The organism is Flavobacterium sp. LK-23 (genome assembly GCF_058135255.1).
In genome coordinates, this window is record NZ_JBYUVT010000013.1 from 102,927 (window position 1) to 129,115 (window position 26,189).

Genomic DNA, 26,189 nt, shown 5'->3' on the forward strand with positions numbered 1-26,189 from the left:
GTGTAAAAATAACACCAAAAAATTAACAATGTATCCTGTACTGTCCCGAATTATTAAAAATGCAGATTATTTAACGTTTATCGCAAAATTTCCTGACGAAAGTGTGACAATTATTTGATTTTTTTCTACCGAATAAGTGTAAGAAGTCTTGTCCAACCTCTGTTTATTGATTGAAACAGCTGCAATATCGCTTGCAGGAAGATACACAATTGCAGAAGTATTTGCAGGAACTGTAATATTCCAAACCAAAGCCTTTTTTTCTTTTTTCCAATCGCTTTTAATTGTTCCGTAAATCGATTCGTATGAAGCATTTACATAAGTCAATCCTGCATTGAAATCGGGTTTCATAATAATTTGTTTGAAGCCCGGTGTTTCTGGATTGCTTTTGATTCCTGCCATATTTTCGTAATACCAAATCAATAAATCGCCTAAAAGCATGACGTGATTTTGCGAATTCATTGCAGGATCGGCGGTGTTTCCATTCCATAATTCCCAAATCGTCGTTGCCCCGTTTTCTACCATATACCCCCAACTTGGATAGGTTTTGTTTGAAGCCAATTTGAAAGCCAAATCGCCACGTCCAAAATTGGTTAATGTTCGCATTAAAAACTGGGTTCCAATTACACCTGTACTTACATGACCATTTTTAGTCACTTCTACTTCATGCACTAAGTTTTCAAAAACTTTTTGTTCTAATTCTTTAGGAACCATTCCGAAAGTCAAAGGCAGTAAATTGGCTGTTACGGTATTATTGGCGTAACTGTTTTTGGCTGAATTAAAATATTTAGCGTTAAATGCTTTTTTGATTCTCGAAGCTAATTCGTCATAATGTTTGATATCATTTTCAGCATTTGCGATTACCGCAAATTTCTTCATGATATTTAAAAGCTGATAATAAAACGCACTCGAAATCAATTCACCATCAGTTAATCGAGAAGGATCTTTCGAACGAATTAATTCCAACGATTCTGGCGGAACACACCAATCGCCATATTTATCTTTGGTCATGATATCATCAACCAAATAGTTTTCTTCCATATAATCCATCCATTTTTTCATCGACGGATATTGTTTTTCTACTACTTTTTTGTCTCCAAACTGCTGATACAGCATATCCGCAACTGTAATATAAGTTCCCGGCCAAGTAACATTATCGCCATAATAACGCCAGAAAGCAGGTGCCACATCTGGAATTCCGCCATCAATAGTTTGAGCATTTTTAATATCATCTAACCATTTTGCATACAAAGTCTGATTATCGAATAAGAAACTTTCGCCGTAAGCTCCTGTTGTTCTGTCTCCCAACCAAGGCTGACGCTCATTCCTCTGTGGACAATCAATTGGCATTCCTTTATAATTCCCGCTGATTCCCCACCACGCATTTTTAAAAATCTGATTCATTATTGGGTTAGAAGAATCAAAAGTTCCCGTTGTCGCAATATCATCGTAAACGACTTTTCCGACGAAATTTTCTAAAGTCGCTTTGGTTTTGAAACCTGAAATTTCTACAAATCTAAATCCGTGAAAAATAAAACGAGGTTCCCAAACTTCTTCGCCTTCACCTTTTAAAGTATAAATATCTGTAGTTTTTGCATCACGTAGATTGGCAATGTATAATGAGCCATCTGGCTGAAGTGATTCAGCAAACTTCATGGTTATTTTATCGCCCGAATTTCCTTTTACTTTCAATTGCAACCAGCCCACCATATTTTGCCCCATATCTAAGATATAAGTTCCTTTGGGTGTCTGTTTGATTGAAATTGGCTTTACTTCGCGCTTAACCTTCATATTTGCCGACATCTGTCCTTCGTAGAATCCGCCCGGTTCCTGAACATATTCTGCCGAAAGCCATTTTTTATCATTAAAATTAATGGTATTCCAGCCTTTCATTTCTTTACGTGCATCGTATTCTTCACCGTCATATTCGTTATTCGATAAAATCGGTCCGTCAGTTGTGATTTTCCAAGTATCATCGGTTCTAATCACTTCTTTGCTACCGTCTGTATATTCTACAAACAACTGCAAAGCCATTTTCGGGTAACCAAAAGTTTTAATTTTATAGGGTTTATAATCCTGACGCATCGTAAAAAAACGTCCGTTTCCTAAAATCGTTCCCAATGCGTTTTTGCCTTCCTTCAATTGTGAAGTCACATCAAAAACATTGTATTTTACATTCTTCGTATAATCTGTCGGAACAGGTGCTAAGACTTGATCACCAATTTTATTTCCGTTAATGTATAACTCATACAAGCCCATTCCCATGATATAAACCTTGGCACTTTTGACTTTCTTTTTTAAGTCAATTTCTTTTCTTAAATATCTCGCTGATAATCTAGAATACTGCGAAATACTATCTCCTGGAGACGTTTTTTCATATCCAATCCAGCGAGTTGATTTCCAGTCTGCATAAGTCAAAATTCCAATGCTGAAATGGGCTGTTTCTTTTGATTGAACTTCGCCTTTATTCGTAAAAACCGTTACTTTCCAGTAAACATCTTGTCGGTCTTTTAGCTTTTTTCCGTTGTAAATTACATTTACAGATTCGTCGCTTTGCACTTTTCCGCTATCCCATAAATCTGCGTTTCCGGCATTTAGTTTTTCTAAAGATGAAGAAGCTGTAATTTGAAAATGAGTTTGTTTTACATCATTTACGCTTGCTTTAATTTTCCAGCTTAGTCTTGGCTGTAAAACGTCAATTCCTTCAGGATTGGTCAGCATTTCGCATTTTAAATCACCCACAATTATTTTGGTTTGGGCTTTCGCCGAAAGAGTGAAAAGTGAAATGATTATTGTAAGATGTAAAAAAAACTTTTTCATGATATTATTTTCAGTCCCAGAGGGACGATATATTTATAGATTTTATAATAATTAGTTCCATAAGCCCCAGCGGGGCGACATAATTTTCTATAGGTATCGCTCCCCTGGAGCTTTAATCATTTGGGTGTGTAATTTGCTATAAATATTATTCTTCTCTGAAGTAATCAAACTTTACTCCGAAATCACTCGCTCCAATTTATCAGAAACCGCAATTTCTTTTCCGTTTTTAAAGATTCTAAAACCTTTTCCTTTTTTATATTTTTCTCCTGTTTTATCCCAAAGAATCGTAATAATATTTCCGTGATACAAAACATTATCCAAACAAAACCAATCCCATTTCTCCTGCGGAATCAACGGATTCACTTCAATCTTTTCATCTGCTCTTGGACGTAAACCAACCAATCCTGTAATCACTAAATCATTGAAAGTGGAATGATTATAATAACGGCTTCTTTCTCTGTCGCCCATTAACCAATATCCTGTTGTTTCGTCTAAATACTCGCCAAGATATGGTTTCCCTCTGTAATACTGCGACTGAACGTACAATTCTATTTGCTTAAAATAATCAGGTTTGGCTACAAAATTCTGATTATAATTATTCAAAACATTTGCCAAAGCAGTTAACGTCTGCGAACTTGCAAATGGCCAGATTGCACCGTCCCATTCGCAAGTACCTGTTCCATGAGTTCTAAAACGCGGACTTCTTCTTTCTGCTGTTGTTAAACCAAACGGAGCCGAAAATCCTTTTTCATCTTTAATTTGTTCCCAAGCTTTCTCAAAACCTTTTCCTTTTTCAGGAAGATTAAAATACCACGGAATAAATCCGATCGCTTCTCTAACTTGTGCTAAAGTATCTTTTTCTGTTAAAGTTTCAAAGAACTCACTTTTTGAATTCCATAATTTGGCTTCAACTAATTTTTGCAAAACATCCGCTTTAGCTTTGAATTTTGCTTCAACTTCTTTATCGCCTTTCAATTCAGCCATTTTAGAAATCGCTATAGCATTCCCGTACATATAACTGTTAATCGTTGGTCTTGCATTTTGTACTTTACGCCCGCCACTTAAAGATTCTTCCATTCCATCTTTTACATCATGCTGCCAAAACAAACCATCTTTACGCTGACGGTCTTTTTCCCAAACAGCATAATCAGTAACCATATCTGGATACAAATCCAATAAGAATTTTTCATCCTTATTCACCAAATAACGATTGTATAAAGCATCGGCTGTCCAACTGCTGAATTTATACAATTTGTTCATCGGTTTTCCATCATTTCCTCGATACCAAATTTTCACATCCTGCTCGATATATTTAGGATCATGAACCCATCTGAATTCGTTGATATGATGTCCCAAAGCACAACTAATCATATTGTATTTATCGGCATACGAACGATCTACCAAAAACTCTGTAATCGCAAATCCTTGTGGTGTATTTTTTATATGCTTACGAACACTCCACCATCTGAAATAATAGATTTCCTCAAAATTCTGCTGCGGACATTCAAACAAAGGAATATTCTTTTCCATCCAAGTCCAAGCTGAATCATTCGGAATCGCAAACTTCAAGTTTTCATCTTCCATCGTGTTGAAATAATCCACATAATGTTTGAAGTTTTTTTCTTTTAAAATAACCGACTTTCCTTTTTGAGAATGTTCCGCAGTCGATTTGCAACTGCTGTTTATACAAGCAATTACAATTGAAAGTGTTATTATTTTATGTTTGAAATGTTGTAACATATTCTATTTTTATTTTATTCTTTTTACTCAATCTTGTCATTTCGACGAAGGAGAAATCTTAGTTAGAAGCTCCACAAAGATTAACGACTCTCTTTGCGGAGATTTCTCCTTCGTCGAAATGACAAATATGGCGTGCTATTATATTTTCTTTTATCACTTACATGGTTTTAAAATATTTTTTAATTCCCCGTAAAAATATAAGTCTGCCCTGCTTTCATATTCACATCGTAAATAGTATAATTTGGCAATTGTACTTTAGGCAATTTTGCTTCATTAGAAATAATCGGTTTCTTCACTTCCACATCATAAAACAAAGGATTTGAATTTTTCCCTTTTGCTTTTTTTAGCGAAGAACCTTTCAGCGTATTCTCAACTTTTAATCGGCAGTTTCCTCCAATTTTCGAATAGATTTTCAACTCCGAAACTTTGTTATTTTTCCAAGTCATATCAATAACAAATCCGCCTCTGGCAACTAAACCTTTAATGCTTCCATCTTTCCAAACCGTTGGTAAAGCAGGCAATAAATGAATCGCATCTTCTTGACTCTGCATCAACATTTCGGCAAAACCGGCTGTGCATCCAAAGTTACCATCAATTTGAAACGGCTGATGCGCATCCAACATATTCGGATACGTTCCTCCGCCTTTTCTCTGATCTGCTGTTACCAAATGCAATTGATCTTGAATTAATTTATAAGCGTGATTTCCGTCTAACAATCTTGCCCACAAATTCACTTTCCATCCCATTGACCAGCCTGTAGATTCGTCGGTTCTGTAAATTAAAGATTGTTTAGCGGCTTCAAATAATTCAGGCGTTTTTATTGGCGAAATCTGATTACTCGGATACAATCCGTACAAATGTGAAACGTGTCTGTGATTGTCTTTCGGATTGTCCCAATCGTCCTGCCATTCTTGTAACTGATTGTGTTTACCTACTTTCATTGGAGGCATTTTTGCCAAAGCATCACTCACTTTTTTCGCATAAGCAGCATCTGGCGAAACCAAAGCCGAAGCTTCCATAACATGCGTAAACAAATCAAAAACCAGCTGATTATCCATTGTTGTTCCCGATGCAATTGTTGCTTTCCCTGTTCCGCCTGCGTGTGTGTTTTCAGGAGAACTTGACGGCACAACCACTAAATACTTTGTATTTGGATCAATAACCATGAAATCTAAAAAGAAATCAGCAGCGCCTTTCATGATCGGATAAATCTCTGCTAAATACTTTTTATCTCCCGTATATAAATATCTTTCCCATAAATCCTGACAAACCCAAGCACCTCCAGTTGGCCACATTCCCGACGCAGCTGAATCTACCGGAGCTGTAACACGCCAAATATCAGTATTGTGATGTAAAACCCATCCGTTTGCATTGTACATCATTCTGGCAGTTTCTGCACCAGTTACAGCTAACTCTTTTGCCATTTGCACAAAAGGTTCGTGCATTTCCTGTAAATTAGTTACTTGTGCAGGCCAGTAATTCATTTCGGCATTGATGTTTGTGGTGTATTTACTGTCCCAAGGCGGAGTGACCATATCGTTCCAAATTCCTTGTAAATTTGCTGGCTGTCCTCCTGGCTGTGAACTTGAAATTAAAAGATAACGTCCGAATTGGAAATACAACGAAGCTAACTGCGGATCAAACTGTTTTGAGAAATCTCTGATTCTTTCGTTTGTTGGTTTCTTAGTTAATTCGTTTGAACCTAAATCTAAAGTAACTCTGTTGAAGAATTTTTGGTAATAATCAACATGCGCTTTCTTTATGGTTTCAAAATCTTTTACTTCGGCTTTAGCTAAATAGTCTTTGCTTTTTGCAATTTCATCTCCTGAAATATCTTGATAGTTTTTGAAATTGGTTGCAATAGAAATGTATAAAATCACTTCATCGGCTTTGTTGATGCTTAAAACGCCGTTGCTAGCATCGATTTCTCCGCCTTTATTTTTCGCCGTTAATCGGCCTTGAAATTTTACTTTTCCTTTTACGCCTTCAAAGTTAGTTCCAACTCCCGAAAGTATAATCTGGTTTCCTTCTGTGGATGCAACCGTTTTATCAATTGGACTGTTCATGAAAACATTACAAGTAATTTGCCCTGGCTGACTAGCAGAAAGTTTCACCACAATAACCTGATCTGAAAATGCAGTTAGAATTTCTCTTGTAAATTCGACGCCATTTACTTTGTATTTTACTTTTGCTGTAGCATTGTTGATGTCTAAATCACGGTAATAATTCGTATATTTTTGATGTCCTGCGAAGGAAATATAAACGCTTCCAAAAGTCTGATACGGCATTCCATCGTTGGTTTGCGACATAATATCTTGCGTAGCCAAATTCTGCGCTTCATCAAATTTTCCGTCAAAAATTAACTGTCGAACAATGGGAAGTGCTTTAATAGATTTATTATGTGCATTGCTATTCGGAGAACCTGCCCAGATGGTTTCTTCGTTCAATTGTAAACGTTCTACAGCTGGATCGCCAAAAACCATGGCACCCAAACGTCCGTTACCTAATGGCAAAGCTTCGTTCCAGATTGCAGCTGGTTTGTCGTACCATAATTTTAGGTCACTTTGAGCTGTTGTTGTAAAGGAAAAAATTCCAAAACAGATTGCCGTTATTTTAATTTTTAACTTCATAGTATATATTTTTTTCAGCCACGAATTCACGAATTTACTCTAACTATTCTTTGCGCTTTATTTCTCAAATTTTATCGAAAAAGTTAATCCGATCAATTTTAAAGTAAAAACTGCGTATCGTTTATAAAAAATAAATTCGTGAATTGCTTCGCCTGTTCGCTATCGCTCGGGTCGTGGATCACTTTTTAACTTCGTAAACTTTCAGATTTTTTTCTCCGAACATTTCATATAATTTGTTGATATCTTTCAGTGCGTTTTTTGGCAGATTTTCAGCTTTGTTTCCAAAAACATATAATTTGTCATAAGGTTCAATTACACAAGTCGATTCGTCGATTTCGCCTTTTTCATTCTTTATTTTATTCAAATCCAGATTTAAATATTTCGCCATAAATGGGTACAAAGCCATACGTTTCGAGATTCCGAAATCGTGTCCTTCTTTTCCAAAATGAGCATTCTCAACTAAATCTTTCTTTCCGTACAATTCATACGTTCTTTGGATAAAAGGAAATTCCAATTCCGGAACCGCCAAAGTCCAATCTTTTCCATCAGAAACAATCAATTGCGGTTTTGGAGCCATCATAGCTGAGATTTCGGCATTGTTTGTTCCGTTTCCGCATAAGTGAATACCACGTCCGCTTTCGCATGGACAACCGCCTGAGAAATGTGAAGAAACCATCACAACTGGAGCTGAAACTTTTACTCTGTCATCAATTGCAGCTAAAAACATAGTGTGTGAACCTCCGCCAGAACCTCCTGTAACGCCAACTCTCGACATATCAGCATTTTTTACGGTTGCTAAATAATCCAATAAACGAATTCCTGTAAGCAATTGAACGGTTGATGCAATACTATTTCTATGCGTTTCTTCTGGAAATTGCAATAGCGATTCTCCCCAAGCAAATAAATCGTAACCTACCACAATTGCTCCCATTTTTGCCATCATAGCACAACGGTACTGCTCATCTTTTCTATATCTTCCGTCGCCAAAATGTCCGTCAGGAGTTAAAATAACTGCTGCTTTTTTATTTAACGGATATGGTTTGTAAATCGATCCTGTCGCATAAACACCAGGCAAAATTTCTAATGCAATATTTTCGACACTGTAGTCTTTATAAATTCTCTTTGGAGTTAAAAGTGGTTTAGATTTTGGCATTGGGGGAGCCTTTTCTAATCCAAATGAGGTTATCATACAAGCTTTTAACTCCGTTTTACGTTTTTCCCATTGTTCTTTCGTCGAGTAAAGGCTTTCTAAGTAAAACAAACGTTCTTTTCCTTTATCTACCGAAACTTTATGGTTTTCATACTTGCGTATGATGTAGGTTCCATCAGGTTGTTTGAAATACATCAATTCAAACGGCGCTAGAATATTAGTCAGCGAAAGCGCCAAATTTCCAGGTTCAATTCTCCAATCGGCATAATCCAGTTCTTTTCCTTTTAATAAACCTCTATCATCGTTGATTGTGACATTAAAAAGAGTTTCTATTTTTTTAAGCGTTTCTGATACTGGTTTTCTAAAGTTAGTGTCAGAAGTACTTTGTGCATTGGCAAATGTCAAAGCAAAAATGGAAACTAAGAAGATGTATTTTATTTTTTTCATTATTACATTTTTTTGATTTGCCTCCTGCTTTAGCTGGAGGAAAACAAATTGTTTTTTTAAATTAGCTTTAGCCGAACTTAATTGTTTGGCTAAAGCCCTGTGACCTGTCTTATTTTGAACCTCCAGCTAAAGCAGGAGGCAATTAATTTTTTCTGTTTTTTTTCGAGTTTAATTACAATTCATAACTCATAACTCATAACTCATAACTACAATTGACATTCTATTGTATAAATTCCTGATCCTAATTCCAAAACAGGCTTTTGAGCTTTTTCATCAAAACCTACCCTAACTTTTTTATTATCAATTTTTATTTCTGAATTTTTAGCAACCGGCAATTTTACTGTAGCAGTTGTATTTACTGGAATCTGAACTGTCAAAATAAATTTACCGTCTTTCTTTTCCCAAGACGAAGCAATTTTTCCGTAAACCGATTGATAGTCCGCTTTCGCGAAAGTCATATCGCCAACCACTTCTGGCTGAATAAAGAAATGTTTGAATCCTGGTTTTTCAGGATCAGACATAATTCCGGCTAAACTTTGATAAAACCATTCTTCGATTTGCCCTAACATAAAATGATTCCACGAATTTCCTTTTCTAGGATCCCATTGCTCCGTTAAAGTGGTCAAGCCAAATTTAATCTGAAAACCGTAACCCGGCGCATCATAATGATTGTGCATTCTGTACATCGTTTCGTTTTCTCCATTTCTGGCTAGAGTCTGGAATAAATAGCGATTTCCAACATCTCCTGTTGTCAAACGATCTCCTTTTTCTTTGATATCTGCTAGTAAATTCTGCATTACTGCCTCTTTATATTGCGGTTCTACGATATCCATAAATATCGGAACGGCATTGCTAAACTGACTGTTTGTTCCGTATTGTTTGGTTTCTTCGTTGAAAAATTCCTTGTTGAAAGCGGTTTTAATCTCTGAAGCCAACGCATTGTATTTCTCAAAATCTTCCGTTTTACCCAATAATTTTGATGCTTTTGCGACTAAATAAGCTCCGTAATAATAATGTGAAGTCGCAGAAAGCGCAATCGGACTATTTTTAGAATATCCTGCCGGATGTTTTCCGTAATCGTACCAATCGCCCAATCCGTGCGAAACGATGTGGTTTGTTGCTTTCGTTCCCAGATAATCCACGTAATTTTTCATTACCGGAAAATATTTCTCAAATAATGAAGCATCTCCGTAATATTCATAATACATCCAAGGCAGAATTACACCTGTAACACCCCATTCTGGAGAATCAGTAAAGTCGCCTCCAAAAATTACATATTCAGGAACGATTGTCGGAATTAAACCGTTATCTCGTTGTGAATCAGAAATATTCTGCATCGTTGCTGGAAGGAAAGTTTGAAGATTATAATTGAACATCAAACCAGGACCATTCAGCTGAATTTCTTCTAACCAGCCTAATTTTTCACGTTGTGGACAATCGGTAAAAACACTTTGAAAATTACTTTTTATGGAGTTATTGATCAATTCGTGTGTTTTATTGAAAATCTCATTCGAACAAGCAAAACTTCCTGCTTCTCCAGCCGAATTGTAAATGAAATTCGATTTTAAATCAACCAAAGTTGGAAGTTCTTTGTTTTTAGCTTCTTTATAATTGATGTTTTCAATCTGAACATATTGATAACCGTAGAAACTGAATTTTGGCGTCCATTCTTCTGTTCCATCTCCTTTTAAAGTATAATCATAATAATACGGTTTTCCAGATCTTCCCTGCGCGATTGTTCCTTCTTCATTTAAACCTTCAGCCACCCAAACACGAATCGTTTGTCCTCTTTTTCCTTTTACTTTGATAGTTGGAAATCCTGAAAGATTTTGCCCCATATCAAAAACATAGAAATTCGGTTTCAGTTCTTTTACGGTTTTAACTTCATATTGTTTCTGAATCGTAACTGGCGGAGCTGTCTGAGGTCTTAAAACTCCTTTTGGCCCTTCTTGAATCACTACTTTTTTCCAATCTCTATCTTTGAAACCTTTTTTATTCCAGCCTCTTTGTTCTAAATTAGCATTATAATCTTCTCCTCCAAAAATACTGTTATAGGTAATAGGACTTTTGCTGTATTTCCAAGTTCTATCTGATTTTATAATTTCTTCTGAACCATCATTATACTTGATTTTCATTTTAAAGTATAAAGTTGGCGGTCCAAAACTCACGAAAAACTTGGTATATCTTTCTGCCAATGTATTGTACATTCCGTTTCCTAAAAGAACGCCAATTACGTTATCGCCTTTTTGAAAATCTTTTGAGCTTAACTCGTAAACATTATAATTAACCGTTTTATCATAATCGGTCCACAAAGGCGCAAATTGGCTGTTACCCACTTTTTTCCCGTTGATAGTCAATTCGTAATGTCCTAAACCTGAAATATAAACTACAGCTTCTTTGACTGCTTTTTCTATTTCGAAAGGTTTGCGAAGCATTATACTTCTGCGTGACAAAGAATCGGAAGCATTGATAAAAGAATTCTTTTTTTCTCTGTTGAAAGTGGCTGTGTGGTAGTTTCTTCCTTCCGGCAAATGACTATCAGCCTTTGTAATCGCTCCAATCCAAGTCGGATTTAAATCGGATTCTAATGATTCTGTTCTGAAAGTAGCTGTTCTACTCCATTTTGAAACTTTTCCTGACTGATTCCAAACTTTTACTTTCCAGAAATATTTGGTTTCACTTTTTAATAGTTTTCCGCTATAAACAATATGCAGATTTTTATCTGTATTTACTCTTCCTGTATTCCATATATCTCCATCGTCATTGTTTAGTTTCTCTTCTGATGAAGCTACTAAAATCAAATAAGCGACTTGCGATGCATCGGATTCTTTTGAAACCAATTGCCAGCTCAATTTCGGCTGATTCTCGACAACTGCTAATGGGTTTTCGGCCATTTCTGTTGTTAAACGTACAGGTAGAATTTGTCCTTTAGAAACTACAGTTACTAGAAGACAAACTGCTAATAATATGATTTTAAAAAACTTCACTTTGTATATTTTTTTTTCGCCACGAATTCACGAATTTTCTCTAATTATTCTTTGCGTTTTATTTCTCTAATTTTTACCGAAAGTTTAATTCGATTAATTTATCACAAAAACTACGTATTGATTATAAAAATAATTCGTGAATTCGTGGCTATTTCAACTTTTTACAACTTCTTAGTTATCAACGATTCAATATTGAATACTGCTTCTGGGATTAATTTTCCGGTTTGAGGCAGATCATCGTAATCGTCGGTGTCTGGTGCTGTGTCTGGATTTGGAGAATATCTTTGTTCACCTGTTCGGAACATAATTCTCTCGAAACCGTCTGTTGGCGCATAAAATATCTTTGTTGATTCTTTTCCATCGTTTACTTTTATAGTATACTGACGGTTTTTAGCATCTAATTTAACTGTGATTGCATATGCTTTGTTTGCTTCGTATTTTGTAACCGAACTCAAACGCGCGCCATTTTTTACCTTTAATTCTCCATCCGAATCAAAAATTAATCTTACCGATGGTAAACCTTGTTTGTTTTGGAATTCAATCTGTAATAAACCGTGATTATTTTGCTCTGGTTTTACGGTGAAAATGGCTTCCAATTTTGCTGTAAATGGTATTATTCTTTCGGCACGTGAATAGTCAAAATAATCCTGATCTCTTAACGTCAGCCATTTTTTGCCATCGGCTTTCTTTTCGATTTTTGTCGATGCCCAGGAAAGATCGTACGTATTCCATAATTTCAATTCTTCTCCATCTGGAAGTGCATTGAATACATCATTTGCTTGTTCTTTAACTTCTGAAGTCACAGGAACAGGAATTGAAGCTACCCAAATATCTTCTTTATTTACACTATAGCCAACCCAAATTTTTCCGTCTGGCGGAGTTCCATTCTTTTCTGTAATTCCACGAACATATTGAGGACCTGCCGATTTGTAGTTTCCGCCGTAACGCATCGGACTTACTTCTCCGTGAACCAATAATAAATCTTTATAATTTAAACCGTCGTCACTTGTAGAAATTGCCAATGGCCAGCGATATTCTGACGGATTATAAAGTGTTGCGTAACGATTGTCTGATGTTTGTTGTCCCCAGATTTTGGCGTTGCTGTTTACAAATCCTGGCGCACGCAATGGCATATAATCCCAAGATTTTCCACCATTTCTGCTGATGGAAGTTAAAGCATGTTTCCATAACCCCACTACATTTCCGTTTGGTAAATGATAATAACTAAATGCTTTATATGGTTTCTGTAACGGAATCAATTCATCGTCACGATCGGCTTCTTCCACCCATTGCTGTAAAACTAATGGTTCTGATAAAATTTCTTCGCAGGCTTTTTTGAAACCTTTATCTTTTGATGCGGTATAAAATGGGAATTTCGATTTCGATTTGTCCCAAGTTTTATTGTATCTAATGAAATAAATTTCGCCAAAACTTCCGTCTTTCTTGATTTCACGGATTACGCGTCCAATTCCTTTTCCGTCATTTGGATCGTCTTTTTCATCCATTGCGATTCCGTAATACGCTAAGGCAAAAAGTCGTTTGTCTTTCGACGTGTAAAAGCCCATTCTTTGGTGCATAATCGCATCTAAGTTTTTTGCAACGCCTTCAACGCCTTCTTTTTTCCATCCGTCTGGAATTCGATAAATTGGAAAAATCACTTCTGGTTTTGTCCACGTTACACCGTCTTTTGAAGTCATTAATAAAGTCTGACTCGGCGGAATATGTTCGCCTGATGGATCACTTAAATAATGCAGATAAAAAGTATTATTCCAATACGCCATCATCGGCTGATGGTTGTACGTCCATCCAAAACCATCCGCTTTTTCAGGATGTTCACGGCTGGCACGCATGATTTGCGTAGCGTGGACTCCAACTGCTGGACTCAACTGTCCGTGATGGTAATCGATGTTTGAAAGTGTTTTGCCAACATAACGCACAGTGTCGTTTTGTGCATTTACAGCCGTGCAAGCCAATACGATTGTGGCTGTGGTTATGATGTTGGTTTTTATTTTTTGGAAAATAATCATTTTATATTTTTTTGTTTCACGCAGATTTAGCAGATTTTAGCTGATGTAAGCAGATTTTTTGATCTGCTTTTGATTAAAATAAAATCTGCCTCATCTGCTTTAATCATTTTAAATCTGCGTGAAATTTTTCTATCTATTTCTTTTCAATTAATCCCTTTAAAACGTCCGCAGAGATTGTTGTTATCGTTCCGTGTTTGTGTCCTTCTGGAAGGCTTATTTTGGATGATACATCTTCAAAATGAACAAAATCTGTTGTACTTAATGCTTTATAATTTTTTGAACCATAATTGTCATAATACAAAAGCCAATTTTTACTGACTTTCACTACCGTTGGACCTTCTGATAAATATTCGGTTAAAGGCTCAGAACTTTTATTGAACGGACCTAAAGGCGATTTTCCGAAGGCTACTTTTATGTTTCGCATGGGTCTTGTGTTGTCTTTCAAAACCAAAACATAATCTTTCTTTCCTTTTTTGACAATCACACAGTCAATTACGCTGAAACCTGGATCGTAATATAATTTTGTATCCGAAAAAGTTTTGAAATCTTTTGTCGTTACATAATACATTCTGTGGTTGTTTTTCTCTTCTTCCACTCCTTTTGGATATCTAAACGGAATTGTAGATGCCCAGATAATAATGTATTCTTTTTTGACATCATCATAAAAAATTTCCGGTGCCCAAACATTTACAACTTCTGGTTCGTTCTTCATGACTGGAATATATTGTTGTTCTGACCAATGAATTAAGTCTTTTGAACTTGCGTAACCAAAACCATTTCCACCTTTCCAATCCGTTGTCCAAACCATGTGATACGTTCCGTCTGCTCCTTTTGTGATGGACGGATCACGCATGATTTTACTGGCTCCGATTTCGGGTTTTAAAAATGATCCTTCTAGTCCTTTCCAATTGTAACCGTCTTCGCTATAGGCCAAATATAAACCTTCTGTTGCGGGTTCTCTAAACGACGTAAAAAGATACAAATCTTTCTTTTTCTGCGAATAAGTTATGGCAAAAAGAGAAAGTGTTACTATGATGAATATTTTTTTCATTTTATGTTCCGTTTAAAACTTTGTCAAAGTTTCGAACTTTGACAAAGTTGGCTCACCGATTTATTATTCTGTAATTGCCTTTTTATCTAAATCTTTTCCTTTTTTGATTTTCGTTGTCACGTTGTTTAAAACATTGTTTTTTAGGAAAATGTTTTTAGTGTTTTTTCCATCCGCTTCGATAAAAATATCGGTTGAATTGAATGGAAAATTATTGTTGATCAACGCATTTGAAACATTATCTAGTTTGATAACCGGAACTCCTTTTATTGGTGTTGAAGATCCAATATTGTCTAAAATAATATTTTTTGAATCTGATATTTTGAAAGATGAACCAACAGTTGCATTAACTTTTACATCATGAAATTCAACATCTGTAGCTGTACTTACGGTAAAACCTTCTTTTCCATCCATATTGATGTTCGAAAAAGTGATGTTTTGAATTGGCATTTCGGTAATTCCCAAAATCTGTCCCGCTTTGTTTACGTTTGAAGCCGTAATATTGCTCATGTGGATATTTCTGAAAATCGGCGTTTTCTCCGTTACAGGTTCAACTGTAGTTCCTTTATCATAGAAAAGGCTCAATACGATAGCTTCTTCTTTGATGTTTTTCATGACGATATTATCGACCCGAATATCTTCTACAACACCGCCTCTTCCACGAGCTGACTTGATACGGATTCCGCGATCTGTTCCGTCAAAAACACAGTTGGATATTGTGATTTTTTTGATTCCGCCCGACATTTCGCTTCCAATAACTACTCCGCCGTGACCGCTAAGCATGGTGCAATTTGTGATGGTTACATTTTCTGTTGCTTTTCCGTATTTACGTCCGTCTCCGTCTCTACCTGATTTGATCGTGATACAATCATCTCCAACGCTGATATGACAATTTGAAATATGAACATTGGTGCAAGAAGAAGGATTAATTCCGTCAGTATTTGGCGAATGCGGATTAAAAATTGAAATTCCGGTAACGGTTACATTATCACAGAATTCTGGGTTGATTGTCCAAAAAGGTGAGTTTATAAAGGTTACGCCTTCGATTAAAATGTTTTTGCAGTTGTAAGCTTGGAAAAAAGACGGTCTGAAAAACTTTTTATCAACTGTTCTTTTATAATATGGTTCTGTGTAAAGGCCTTTGTTTTGCTCTTCCCACATGGTTTGGTATTTGGTTGGAGGAAGTGGTTCCTTAGCCGTTTCGATTCGGTACACTTCATTCCACCATGCTTTTCCCTGTCCGTCGATTACGCCTCTTCCTGTAATGGTGATATTTTGAACATCTTTTGCATAAAATAAAGGTTGGAAACTCTTCATTACAATTCCTTCGTAACGCATTTCTACATACGGAAGAAAATCATCAAAGTTCTCTGAGAACTTTAAAAGCGCTCCAGAATCTAAATGAATTGTGATGTTGCTTCTTAATGTTAGAGCTCCTGTTAAATATTCTCCAGCAGGAAAAAAGATAGTTCCTCCGCCGTTTTTAGATGCCTTTTCGATGGCATTCTGAATGGCTTGCGTACATTTTATTCCTTTGTTGTTTCCTCCTTCGTTTAAGATATTTAACCAACCGTCGTTAGCGAAAGTGGTGTTTAATCCGAGAATGAAGCAGAGTGTTATTAGTATATTTTTCATAGTTGTGTTTTTGGTTTCACGCTCCCGATAGCTATCGGGATGGCAGATCAACGCAGATTTATATTTTAAAATATCTGCAGAATCTGCTTAAATCATTTTAAATCTGCGTGAAATATTTTATTCTCATTTTTGTCACCCTGAGCGAAGTCGAAGGGCGCATGCAATATCAATTACAGTGTCCAATCTTTGCGGTCCTTCGACTTCGCTCAGGAAGACATACTAGACTTTTTTACTTTGACTTCAAAATCAAAACCCAGTCATTACCATCTTCTTTTTTTCCTTCTGGCTGAAAATTTTGAGTTCCTTTATTATCAAATGTTCCGATTTTAGTTTTCTTGCCATTTCTTGGATTGTACCAAGTTGCTTCGAATTTATCTCCAGCAATTTTTCCTAGTTTTACTTCTATTATCCTTCCGTTGTACGTGTATAATAAAGCGTATTTTTCACCTCTTATGGCTGGAATATAATCGTATTTTTCACCTTGATTCACCACTAATGAAACATCTGGAACTCCTTCTAAAAACGGTACTTCTTCCATTAATTTCTTAATATAAACCATTTGTTTTGCTCCAGGCGCATTGATGGCCGATGTCCATAATTCTTTGTTTCCGTAAGCTGGTTTATCTCCTTTTCTGAACATTTGCATTACAGCATTGTGCCCATATGTGTAACCTGCTCCACCTGATAAAACCGACCAATATCCGTAACGGCGAACATCGCTTGCGGTCCATTTTGGTTGTAGAGTATCGTGCAAACCGTGCGGAATTCCTTCGTAAGATGGTTCTCCATCAAGTGTTGGTTTTGTTGGTTTTAATTCGAAATCTCTTAAAACAAATTTGTAATTGTCTTCTTTGAAATTCGTTTTTATAGAATCCTGATCGTATCTTCTGTGTCCTGATTGGAACATATTGAAATCTAACCATTTTTCGTTGTGGAAGTTTTCTGAAGAATCGGTTCTTCCAAACGGGTGGAAAGTCACTAGCTGGTTTGGATTGTTAGTTTTTAAAGTATTTCCAATGGCATTCCAGATATCTTGGAATTCATTTCCGTGTGTGTCTCCACCGTTTAACCAAATTACATTAGTTCTATTTTTATATCGGTTAGCTAAGAAAGTAGCATATTCAGTAGCCTGCTCTTTGCTTACTTTATTTCCTTTTGAAACGTTGGTTCCCCAAACTGGAACCATGGCTAAATAAATTCCATTTTTTTGGGCCACATCTAAAGTATAATCTACGTGATCCCAATAATCGTATTGCTTCTCATCTTTAAAATCATTTCCTGCCGTAATTAAGGGTTTTGAAACGTCTTCGTTGATTAAAGCTGCATCTCCATAAACGTTAACAGCATTTATATTGTGCAAAACCATTACCTGAACAACATTGAATCCTTTTTCTTTTCTGTCTTTGAAATATTTATCAACGCCTGCTCTATCCAGTTTCCCGAATGCCAGCCAGCCTGTGTCACCAAGCCAGAAAAATGGTTTTTCGTTTTCGGTAACAAAATAATGCTGATTTTTAGATACTTTGATTTCAGGCAGAGATGCTTTTGTTTTGGCAGATTGCGAAAATCCGCTTTGTGCTGTAAACATAAAGCTTATACAAAGAGCGTATAAAGATTTAATTTTCAGATTCATTTTGGTTTGTTTTTGAATTTATGTTTTTTAGGTTTGTTTGCCACGAATTCACGAATTATTCTTTTTATAATCTTTGTGTTTTTTATTTCACGCAGATTCAACTGATTTTAGCTGATTTACGCAGATATAAATTTTTAAAAAATCTGTCTAATCTGCTTTTATCTTTTTTTAAATCTGCGTGAAATTTTTCTCTTGCAGATTTGGGTAATTAATCAGATTAATTCTTCTCAAAATTAATTCGTGAATTCGTGGCTATTAAAACTTTTATTTTTTCACAATAAAAAGCACTTTTTCTTTTATTTCGGCTTGTGGGATTGTCACTTGTTTTCCTCCGCTGATATTTGCTTTTTTCGTTATATTTCCTGTTGTTGCATTAATTGCAAATACTTCAAATGTTCCTTTTTCATTTGATAAATCGATTGTGATATCTTGGTCGGTTTTCAAATAAAAAAGATAGCTTTTTCCTTTGTTTTCTAACTTCCAAAGATTGTCTGAAAACGTATTTCCTTCAACTAATTTCATTTCGCTTAAAGCGGCATAAAACTGAGGCAGTTCAATTTTCGGAATATTTGGCAATGAAGCTCCTGCCATTAAAGCTGGCCATCCAAATCTTGAAGAACCATCTGTTGAATATAAAATGACTTTTTCAGGATATTTTTCTCTGTATTCACGAACGGCACGATATACTTGATTATCCGTTTCTTTTCCGGTTTTTAGTTTTCTGGCGTGCTGTCTTGGCGCTAAATTTACGCCTCCTTGCGGAGCGTAGGCTGAACCATCTTCTTTGTAATACCAATAACGAATGTCTATTACATCGACTGTTTTTACTCTTTTGGCATCATTTAAAATAGCATCCTGAACATCTTTGGTGGCACTTAAACCAATTAATCCTTTTTTGCCTGTTTCGTCTTTCCATTTTTGAGCTTGGTCTAACCAAAATTCCATAAAATGTAACGGACCTGTATACTCGGCGCTTGTTAACTGAATTACGTTGCTGTTTTCCTGAAAGTTTTCGAACGATTTTCTGATGAAACCTTCGTGCAATTTTCTTCTTTGAACATTGGTAATATCGTAAAATTGCTCGGCCATAAAAATACGTTTGTCTCCTGCGTAAGGTGGCGGTTCTGGAAATCCTGTACTGTTGATATTGTTTGCTGAACGCCAAGGCGAACTTGCCCAATGCGCTCCGGCTTCTAAAATATTATGCTGAAAATATTGCTGATTGATTAACAGCTGTCCGTTTGGTTCTGCCAGCGTTGCAAACTGCGCTAAACGGCTCCAGTACCAATCGTTGAATTTTGTTAAATCGTATTTACTCAGATGATCCCAAGCGAAATCTTTTCCGCTTCTTGCGAAAGGCTGTTCGTAAAACGGAGGCCAAACATCGTCATCGATTCTTCGAACACGTTCGTGATCGTCCAGTCGTCTGTCGTACCATAAACCGTAATTGTGTTCTAAGGCAACGATATTGTTTTTAGTCAAATAGTCTACAGTTTCCTGCACTTTATCCGTCAATCCGTTTCCTGTTCTTCCAGGTACAAAACGCGTGATGTGTGGTGTAGATTTGTTAACGAAATCGTCTGTTAAATCGCCTCTCCACCAAGCAACATTGGTTTGTTTTCCTGCAATTACTTTTCCTTCAAAGGTCAACCAACCGTTTTCTATTGTTACTTTAGAAGCTGATTTCTCTGTTTTATTTGAAGCAACTTTTAAATCGTTTGCATTTTTTAAACCTTTACTGTCTGTATTAATCGGATTTGCTTTTGAAGCTTCTGCAATCAATTCTTGTAAACTTTTTGCCGTTGTAGCAGCGTTTTTAGTCAATTCTGCAGCCACTTCTACACTCGGACTTGAAGAAGCTTCTGAACCTAAATCATAGATAAAAGGCTGAACTGGAAGTTTTCCTAATCTGGCTTCTAGTTGTGTGTAGAATAAACTTCTTGGACTGATATGTTCGTTTACGTTTTTCCAATGCCCGTTTCCTCCAAATTGTCCCCAAACTCCAAAAGCCCAGTTTTGAGCTGTTGGCGGACTATAACATTCTACTTTTGATGCCGATGATTCCCAGATTACAGAATTCGCAGCTGTCCATCCTGCTCCTCTTCCGCCTTGTTCTCTGTTATTATAACTTAGTGCTTTTCCGTCGATATTGGCAATGTCAAATAAAACTCCTGTTGCCCAGCTTCCAATTGCACCGCTGTTTTCAAATGGTTGATGTGATTCGCATTGTACGAAAGCATTTGGGCCAGTTGTTCCGAATCCGCCTACAGCGAAATCATGATATCCAAATTCTGAATAACAACGCTGAAATAAAGTCTGCTGACCTTCGGTATAAAAAGTATGTCTTCTGAATGAAGCGATTTCAGAAATTGGTTCTGTAGCGATACAATCTTCAACCGTAATCTGCTGGCTTGTTTTTAAAATTGTAACCGCTCCGCCTGCAAAGTGTTTAAAATTAACTTGTTTTACCCAAGCATTTCTGGTGTTTTCAATGCTGATAGCCTGCCATCTATGTTCTTCGTCTTTTAAGTTTGAAGGATTGTAAGTTGATTTTATTAAGATGTTTTCAATTCCGTTATTTTCAATTCTTCCCTCCCAAGAATAAACAGTTACTTTTGAAGTTCCGAAAACATCATCCAAAGACATAGTGATTGGTGCATTTACAGTTACTTCGTTTCCGTTTATTTTGGTTACGACACGATTCCAAGTGGTAATCCAGTCGCCTTTTTTCCAACCAATCCATGAAGTTTCTCCGCCGAAATCTTGCATCTTTACTTCTTTAATGAAATTATCTGTTAAAGGTTCGCTGATTTCAATTTCGTCTCCAACCTTTAATTTTGAAGTATTTTTTAATTGGATTTTCTGAGTTCCAAGTGGTGTGTATGCGTTAGCGAATTCAAATGAATCTTTATACACTTTATCATTTACACCTAAAATTCTAATTAAAGCTTCTCTTTCTAAACCTGTTCCTAAAAGTACGGTTCCGTTTTCGGAATTTCCGCTTCCTCTTAAAACTACTCCTGATTTTCTAATGTATAATGTTCCGCTGATTTTGAAAATTCCTTTGTCTAACAAAACTGCTCCACGAAAACCTGATTTATCTGGTTTTAATGCACTTACATAATCAATCGCGTTTTGGATTTTCTGTGTTGCATCTTCTTCTTGTATAAAAACAAAAATTTTGTTGTCTAGATTCGGAATGGCAACTTCAGAGTTTCTGTATCCAGCAAAAGAAAAATCAGGGATTTGATTTCCTTGATTATCGGTTGTAAAAGAAAGTTTTCCTTCTTTCGTTTTGATGATATCTGGGAAAGTGTTTTGGGCTGTGATGTTGCTACATATAGACATAGTAAAACACATTATTACTAATGTGTTTTTGAAGCAAGGGATTATATTTTGTTTAATGAAATTCACTTTTAGTATATTTTTCAATTTTCTAAAGTTAAGCATTTCCACAATCTTGTCATTTCGACGAAGGAGAAATCTCACGCGGGATTTACGCACTGTTGCGGAGCTTCTAGTGTGATTCCTCGTTCCTCGGAATGACAAACTAGATGATATTCTTTGTGTTATTAAACCTGTCAGGTTTGCGTTGAGAATACTTAACTATTGTAATAAAGACTTTAACTTAGCCAATGTATCCGTATTATTTTCCGATCTTGTCCAATCAACTTTACTATTTGGATCGATTCCGTTAAAATACTTTTCGATGTTGGTATATCCGTCTCCATTTGCATCTTTATTAGCATCTGAAGCATCATTCGGATTTAAACCGTATTTCTTTTCCCAAGCATCTGGAATTCCATCATTGTCTGAATCTTTATAGGCTTTTCCTTTGTAAGTTGGATATCCGCCAACTTGATCAGGATGTGTTATAATTCCTTTTTTATATGAATCGGCAGGTAATCTTCTTTTGATATATTCTTTTCCAATTGAATTTTCTAAACCGTCTTTAACTTCAATTTTTCCTGTACGTACTTGTTTGATAATTCTCTCATCAACAGCATCTCTTTTCGGAATTGTCGCTCCAACATTCGTTAAAACAAAATCGTAAGCTTCTTCTGCCGACATGATATTGAATTTTGGCATTGAAAAAGGTTTTGGCTGTTTGATTGCTGCTAAAAATGCTGCCGTTTCTGCTTCCGGAAGATCTTCTAATTGCACTCCGCCATTCCAGTTGTCTGCTGTAACTTCTGGAGAACCAACGATAAAGTTTCCTGAAACATACGCTCTTCCGTATTGTTTTGGTTCAATATATCCAGATTCAGGTTTTACAATTCTGTAGCGAATTGGCTGATCTGTTGGTGTTATCGGACCCGGTTTGAAATAATTATTGATGATATTCAGCATCGAACGATAATCTCCTCCGTCAAGCGTACGATTCCACCAATTAAATACTACGTTATTCACAAAATTAAAGTCGCCATACATTCCGATAGAAGCATTTCTTGAAATGTTGTCGGCCCATAAGTTGCGCATAAACGTACTATTTAATCCGCCGATTGTACTTCCGAAAGCGTGATTGTACGTATCTAAACCTTCTGATGAAATGGTGTTTTGAATGGTGATATTACAAGCTGGTAATTTTTCCAGTTTCGATTTTGCATTAGCAGCAAACTGATGTCTGTATAACGAAATATTTTCGTCTAATCCCCAGCTTACAGAACAATGATCTACAATAATATTTCCCATCGGATTTCCGCCCAATGCATCGTCTCTTCTGGTTACTTCGGTTGCACCACGTCTAAAACGCATATGACGAATAATTACGTCATGTGTATCAATTTCTAAAGTTTCTCCAGCAATACAAATTCCGTCACCCGGAGCAGTCTGTCCCGCAATGGTTACGTAAGGCGCACGCATGCTGATTCTTTTTTTCAATTGAATAATTCCGGAAACATTAAAAACAATTGTTCTTGCTCCAACGGCTTCGCAGGCTTCACGAAAAGTTCCTTTTCCGCTGTCTTCTAAACTCGTAACCACAAATATTTTTCCGCCGCGACCGCCTTGTGTGTATGCGCCACCGCCTTCAGCACCAGGGAAAGCAGGAATATCTGCCAAAACAAAATCTTTTGGATAAGATGCCCAAGGCAAATACGGTTTTCCTTGTTTTGCCTCTTCTTTGATGATGTGAAGATTAGCATTCCAAATTTCGCTCAGCCTTTTTTCTTCATCAGCCAAAATAACATCTGCTTTTTCTTGAACAGGTTTTGGAATTACAGGATATTGCGCATATGCCGATGACACAAGAGAACAAAATGACAACGCCATAAATGTTCTCTTTAAAATATGTTTTGGGAAAATATTTTGCATAGAATTGTGTGTGGTTGTAGTTAATAGTTGTAATAGAAAATTTTAAAAGAGAAAATTATTCTTTTGCAGTAGAATCTTTTACTTTATTCTTCTCTCTTTGCTCGACACGTTCGTGCCAGTCTTTACTTTCTTTATTAAGATCGTAACCTTGCTTTGATAAATAGTTGTTAATTCTTCCTTTGTATTTGCCAAACCAGCCGTGTTTTTCTTTAGATGAACCGGCATCCATTGCGTGTTCTCTGGCTTCCACTAATGCTTTGTAGATGTAGTCTTTTTGTTCTGCAGTTAAATTTGGAAGCATGTCGTTGTAACCAGCAACTGTTATTGGAAGCACGCCGTAAGTCATTCCGTCTTTAACCTCAGTAATTTTGTCTTCTGATAATTCTTTACCTAATTTTTTGATGTAAGATTTATGCAGTTTTGCAATTGATTCGTCAGCTTTTGCTTTCAGTTTATCAATTTTCTCGTTTTGCTTTTCTTTAACCAAAGAAGTATCTTCTTTTACTTTTTTGATTTCAGCATCTCTTCCATCCTGAATTTCAGTCAAATCTCTGAATTGCTGTGCGATGATATTTGAAACTGCTTTCTCTTTTGATTCGTTTTTCAAATCTAATTTGGTAACGATTTTTGCCGCTCTTTCATTGGTAACCTTTACATATTCAGGATCTAAATGCTGTTGTGCATTTAAACTTGAAAATGCAAAAACCAACGATAATAAACCAGCATTTATTCTATTTAGTGCCATTGTCTTTCTTTTTTTAGTTATTTTTTTTAACTCAATCATAAGGCCAACGGCCTTTAAGCAATACCATAGGATAAAATCCTATGACTCACAAATCATGTAGACAGAGCCCTGAAAGGGCGCAAGCCTTTGTCTATTTTCATTAATTGCTTTCGCCCTTTCAGGGCTTTTTCTCTTCTATTCTACTGTCAAAGGACGTTGTCCTTTGTTATTGCTTTGAGCCTTTCAGGCTCTTTTTTAAAAACATTCCTGCTTTTTAAAAACAGGAATGTTTTCAAAAATTGTTCCTATTTTAAATCTAATAAAGGTCTAACTAATGTTTCTTTGTTATTAGTCAAATCTTTCCAGTCTACTTTTATCGCAGGATTTACACCGTTGATGTAATCTTCAATATTAGTGTATCCGTCTCCATTTAAATCTCCTTGCGCATCAGATGGATCATTCGGATTTAAACCGTATTTTTTCTCCCATGCATCTGGAATTCCGTCTTTGTCAGTGTCTACATAAGGTTTTCCTTTGTATTCTGGATATCCTCCAACTTGAGAAATATCAGTGATAATGCCTTTTTTATACGAATCCATCGGTAAACGTCTGTGTTCGAATTGGTAGAAAGTCTTTTTCTCTAGTCCTTTTGCATATTCTGGAACTCCAGTTTTTACAGTTCTTACGATTCTTTCGTCTACTTTATCTCTTATTGGTAAGGTTGCTCCAACATTTTTAAGAACAAATTCATACGCTTCGTCTGCTTTCATGAATGGACGGAACCATGGCATTGGAAAAGGTTTAGCAGCTTTCATTTTAGCAAAATATTCTTTTGCTTCATCGTAAGTCATTAATTCGCCTTTTTTATTTTCAAGCTGAATACCGCCGTCCCAGTTGTCTTTAGTCACTTTTTCGTTTCCGTCAATAATATTTCCGTTTACGTAAGCTCTTCCGAAAACCACATATGGCAATTTACTTCTTCCCGATTCTGGTTTTAAAATTCTATAGCTGATTGGCTGAGTTAAATCGGTTACAGGACCTGGTTTGTAGAAGTTGTTGATGATGTTGTAATTAGCAGTATAATCTCCACCATCTGTAGATCTATTGTACCAGTTGAAAACTACGTTATTTACAAAATTGAAAATTCCGTTCCAACCGATAGAAGGGTTTCTTCCTGCATTGTTAGCCCACATATTTCTCATGAAAGAACAGTTTTCTCCACCTAAAGTACTTCCGAACGCGTGATTGTAAGTATCCAAAGCTTCTCCGAATAAACTGTTTTGGATGGTAATATTTACCGTTCCTACTTTAATGTCTGGATAACCTGGTCCTGGATTGTACATATGTCTGTAGATTGACATGTTTTCGTCTAATCCCCAAGTTGCAGAAACGTGGTCGATCATGATATTTCCAACAGGATTTCCTCCGATTGCATCATCACGACGGCCTACAAAAGTTTCTCCACGACGGAAACGTACGTGTCTGATAATTACGTCATGCGTATCAATCCAAGTTGATTCTCCTGCAATGCAAATACCATCGCCAGGAGCTGTTTGTCCTGCAATTGTAATGTAAGGCGCACGAATAATCAACGGACTTTTCAATCTAATAATTCCGGCAACGTTAAATACCACAATTCTCGCTCCTCCTTGTTCACAAGCTTCACGTAAAGTTCCTGGTCCACGGTCTTCAAGACTTGTTACCGTATAAACTTTTCCGCCACGTCCTCCAAATGTGTACATTCCGCCACCTTCAGCACCTGGAAAAGCAGGAATTTCTGCCTGAGGTAAATCGGTTGGTCTTGCTGCCCACGGGATATAAGGTTTTCCGTGTTTTGCTTCTTCTTCAATAACAACTAAAGCTTTTGTCCAAGCTTCATCAGAAAGTCTTTGAGCTTCTTCTTTAATTGCTTTTTCTTGAGCCTGAACTTCTGGACTTATCTTCGGATATTGTGCAAAACATTTTGCACTTCCTAAAAAAAGCAGAGATGATGCGATAAATAATGCGGAATTTTTCATGTTAATTTGTAGTTGTGGTA

The 26,189-nt window shown here is 36.3% G+C and carries 13 protein-coding genes; all 13 read right to left on the minus strand.

Going from position 1 to position 26,189, the window contains the following annotated elements; translation table 11 throughout:
• Positions 1–66 precede the first annotated feature (66 nt).
• On the minus strand, positions 67–2,817 hold the full coding sequence (locus AC3Y25_RS17790) for a glycoside hydrolase family 78 protein (protein ID WP_489903658.1): 2,751 nt from the start codon (positions 2,815–2,817) through the stop codon (positions 67–69).
• A gap of 171 nt (positions 2,818–2,988) precedes the next feature.
• The gene (locus tag AC3Y25_RS17795; protein ID WP_489903659.1) at positions 2,989–4,557 is read right to left on the minus strand and encodes an MGH1-like glycoside hydrolase domain-containing protein; all 1,569 of its coding nucleotides are present in this window, start codon (positions 4,555–4,557) and stop codon (positions 2,989–2,991) included.
• A 179-nt stretch (positions 4,558–4,736) separates the two neighbouring features.
• Positions 4,737–7,187, minus strand: coding sequence for a glycoside hydrolase family 95 protein (locus tag AC3Y25_RS17800; RefSeq protein ID WP_489903660.1), 2,451 nt, complete (start codon positions 7,185–7,187; stop codon positions 4,737–4,739).
• A 178-nt stretch (positions 7,188–7,365) separates the two neighbouring features.
• Positions 7,366–8,784, minus strand: a complete 1,419-nt coding sequence (locus AC3Y25_RS17805; protein ID WP_489903661.1) for an acetylxylan esterase — start codon at positions 8,782–8,784, stop codon at positions 7,366–7,368.
• Positions 8,785–8,990: 206 nt separating this feature from the next.
• Positions 8,991–11,771, minus strand: a complete 2,781-nt coding sequence (locus tag AC3Y25_RS17810; protein WP_489903662.1) for a glycoside hydrolase family 78 protein — start codon at positions 11,769–11,771, stop codon at positions 8,991–8,993.
• A 161-nt stretch (positions 11,772–11,932) separates the two neighbouring features.
• Positions 11,933–13,798 (minus strand): six-hairpin glycosidase, encoded by a 1,866-nt coding sequence (locus tag AC3Y25_RS17815; protein ID WP_489903663.1) that lies wholly within the window; start codon positions 13,796–13,798, stop codon positions 11,933–11,935.
• A gap of 133 nt (positions 13,799–13,931) precedes the next feature.
• Positions 13,932–14,849 carry a glycoside hydrolase family 43 protein gene (locus AC3Y25_RS17820; protein ID WP_489903664.1) on the minus strand — a complete coding sequence of 306 codons (918 nt, stop codon included), beginning with the start codon at positions 14,847–14,849 and terminating at the stop codon, positions 13,932–13,934.
• Between the two features lie 63 nt (positions 14,850–14,912).
• Positions 14,913–16,481 (minus strand): glycoside hydrolase family 28 protein, encoded by a 1,569-nt coding sequence (locus AC3Y25_RS17825; protein ID WP_489903665.1) that lies wholly within the window; start codon positions 16,479–16,481, stop codon positions 14,913–14,915.
• Between the two features lie 229 nt (positions 16,482–16,710).
• Positions 16,711–18,114 (minus strand): glycoside hydrolase family 140 protein, encoded by a 1,404-nt coding sequence (locus tag AC3Y25_RS17830; protein WP_489903666.1) that lies wholly within the window; start codon positions 18,112–18,114, stop codon positions 16,711–16,713.
• A 264-nt stretch (positions 18,115–18,378) separates the two neighbouring features.
• Positions 18,379–21,462, minus strand: a complete 3,084-nt coding sequence (locus AC3Y25_RS17835) for a DUF6298 domain-containing protein (RefSeq protein ID WP_489903667.1) — start codon at positions 21,460–21,462, stop codon at positions 18,379–18,381.
• Between the two features lie 258 nt (positions 21,463–21,720).
• Positions 21,721–23,427: a polysaccharide lyase gene (locus tag AC3Y25_RS17840; RefSeq protein WP_489903668.1), complete on the minus strand. Its 1,707-nt coding sequence runs from the start codon at positions 23,425–23,427 to the stop codon at positions 21,721–21,723.
• Positions 23,428–23,482: 55 nt separating this feature from the next.
• Positions 23,483–24,172, minus strand: a complete 690-nt coding sequence (locus tag AC3Y25_RS17845) for a DUF3826 domain-containing protein (RefSeq protein ID WP_489903669.1) — start codon at positions 24,170–24,172, stop codon at positions 23,483–23,485.
• Positions 24,173–24,456: 284 nt separating this feature from the next.
• Entirely contained in the window at positions 24,457–26,169 is a 1,713-nt protein-coding gene (locus tag AC3Y25_RS17850) for a polysaccharide lyase (protein WP_489903670.1), read from the minus strand.
• Positions 26,170–26,189: the final 20 nt, after the last annotated feature.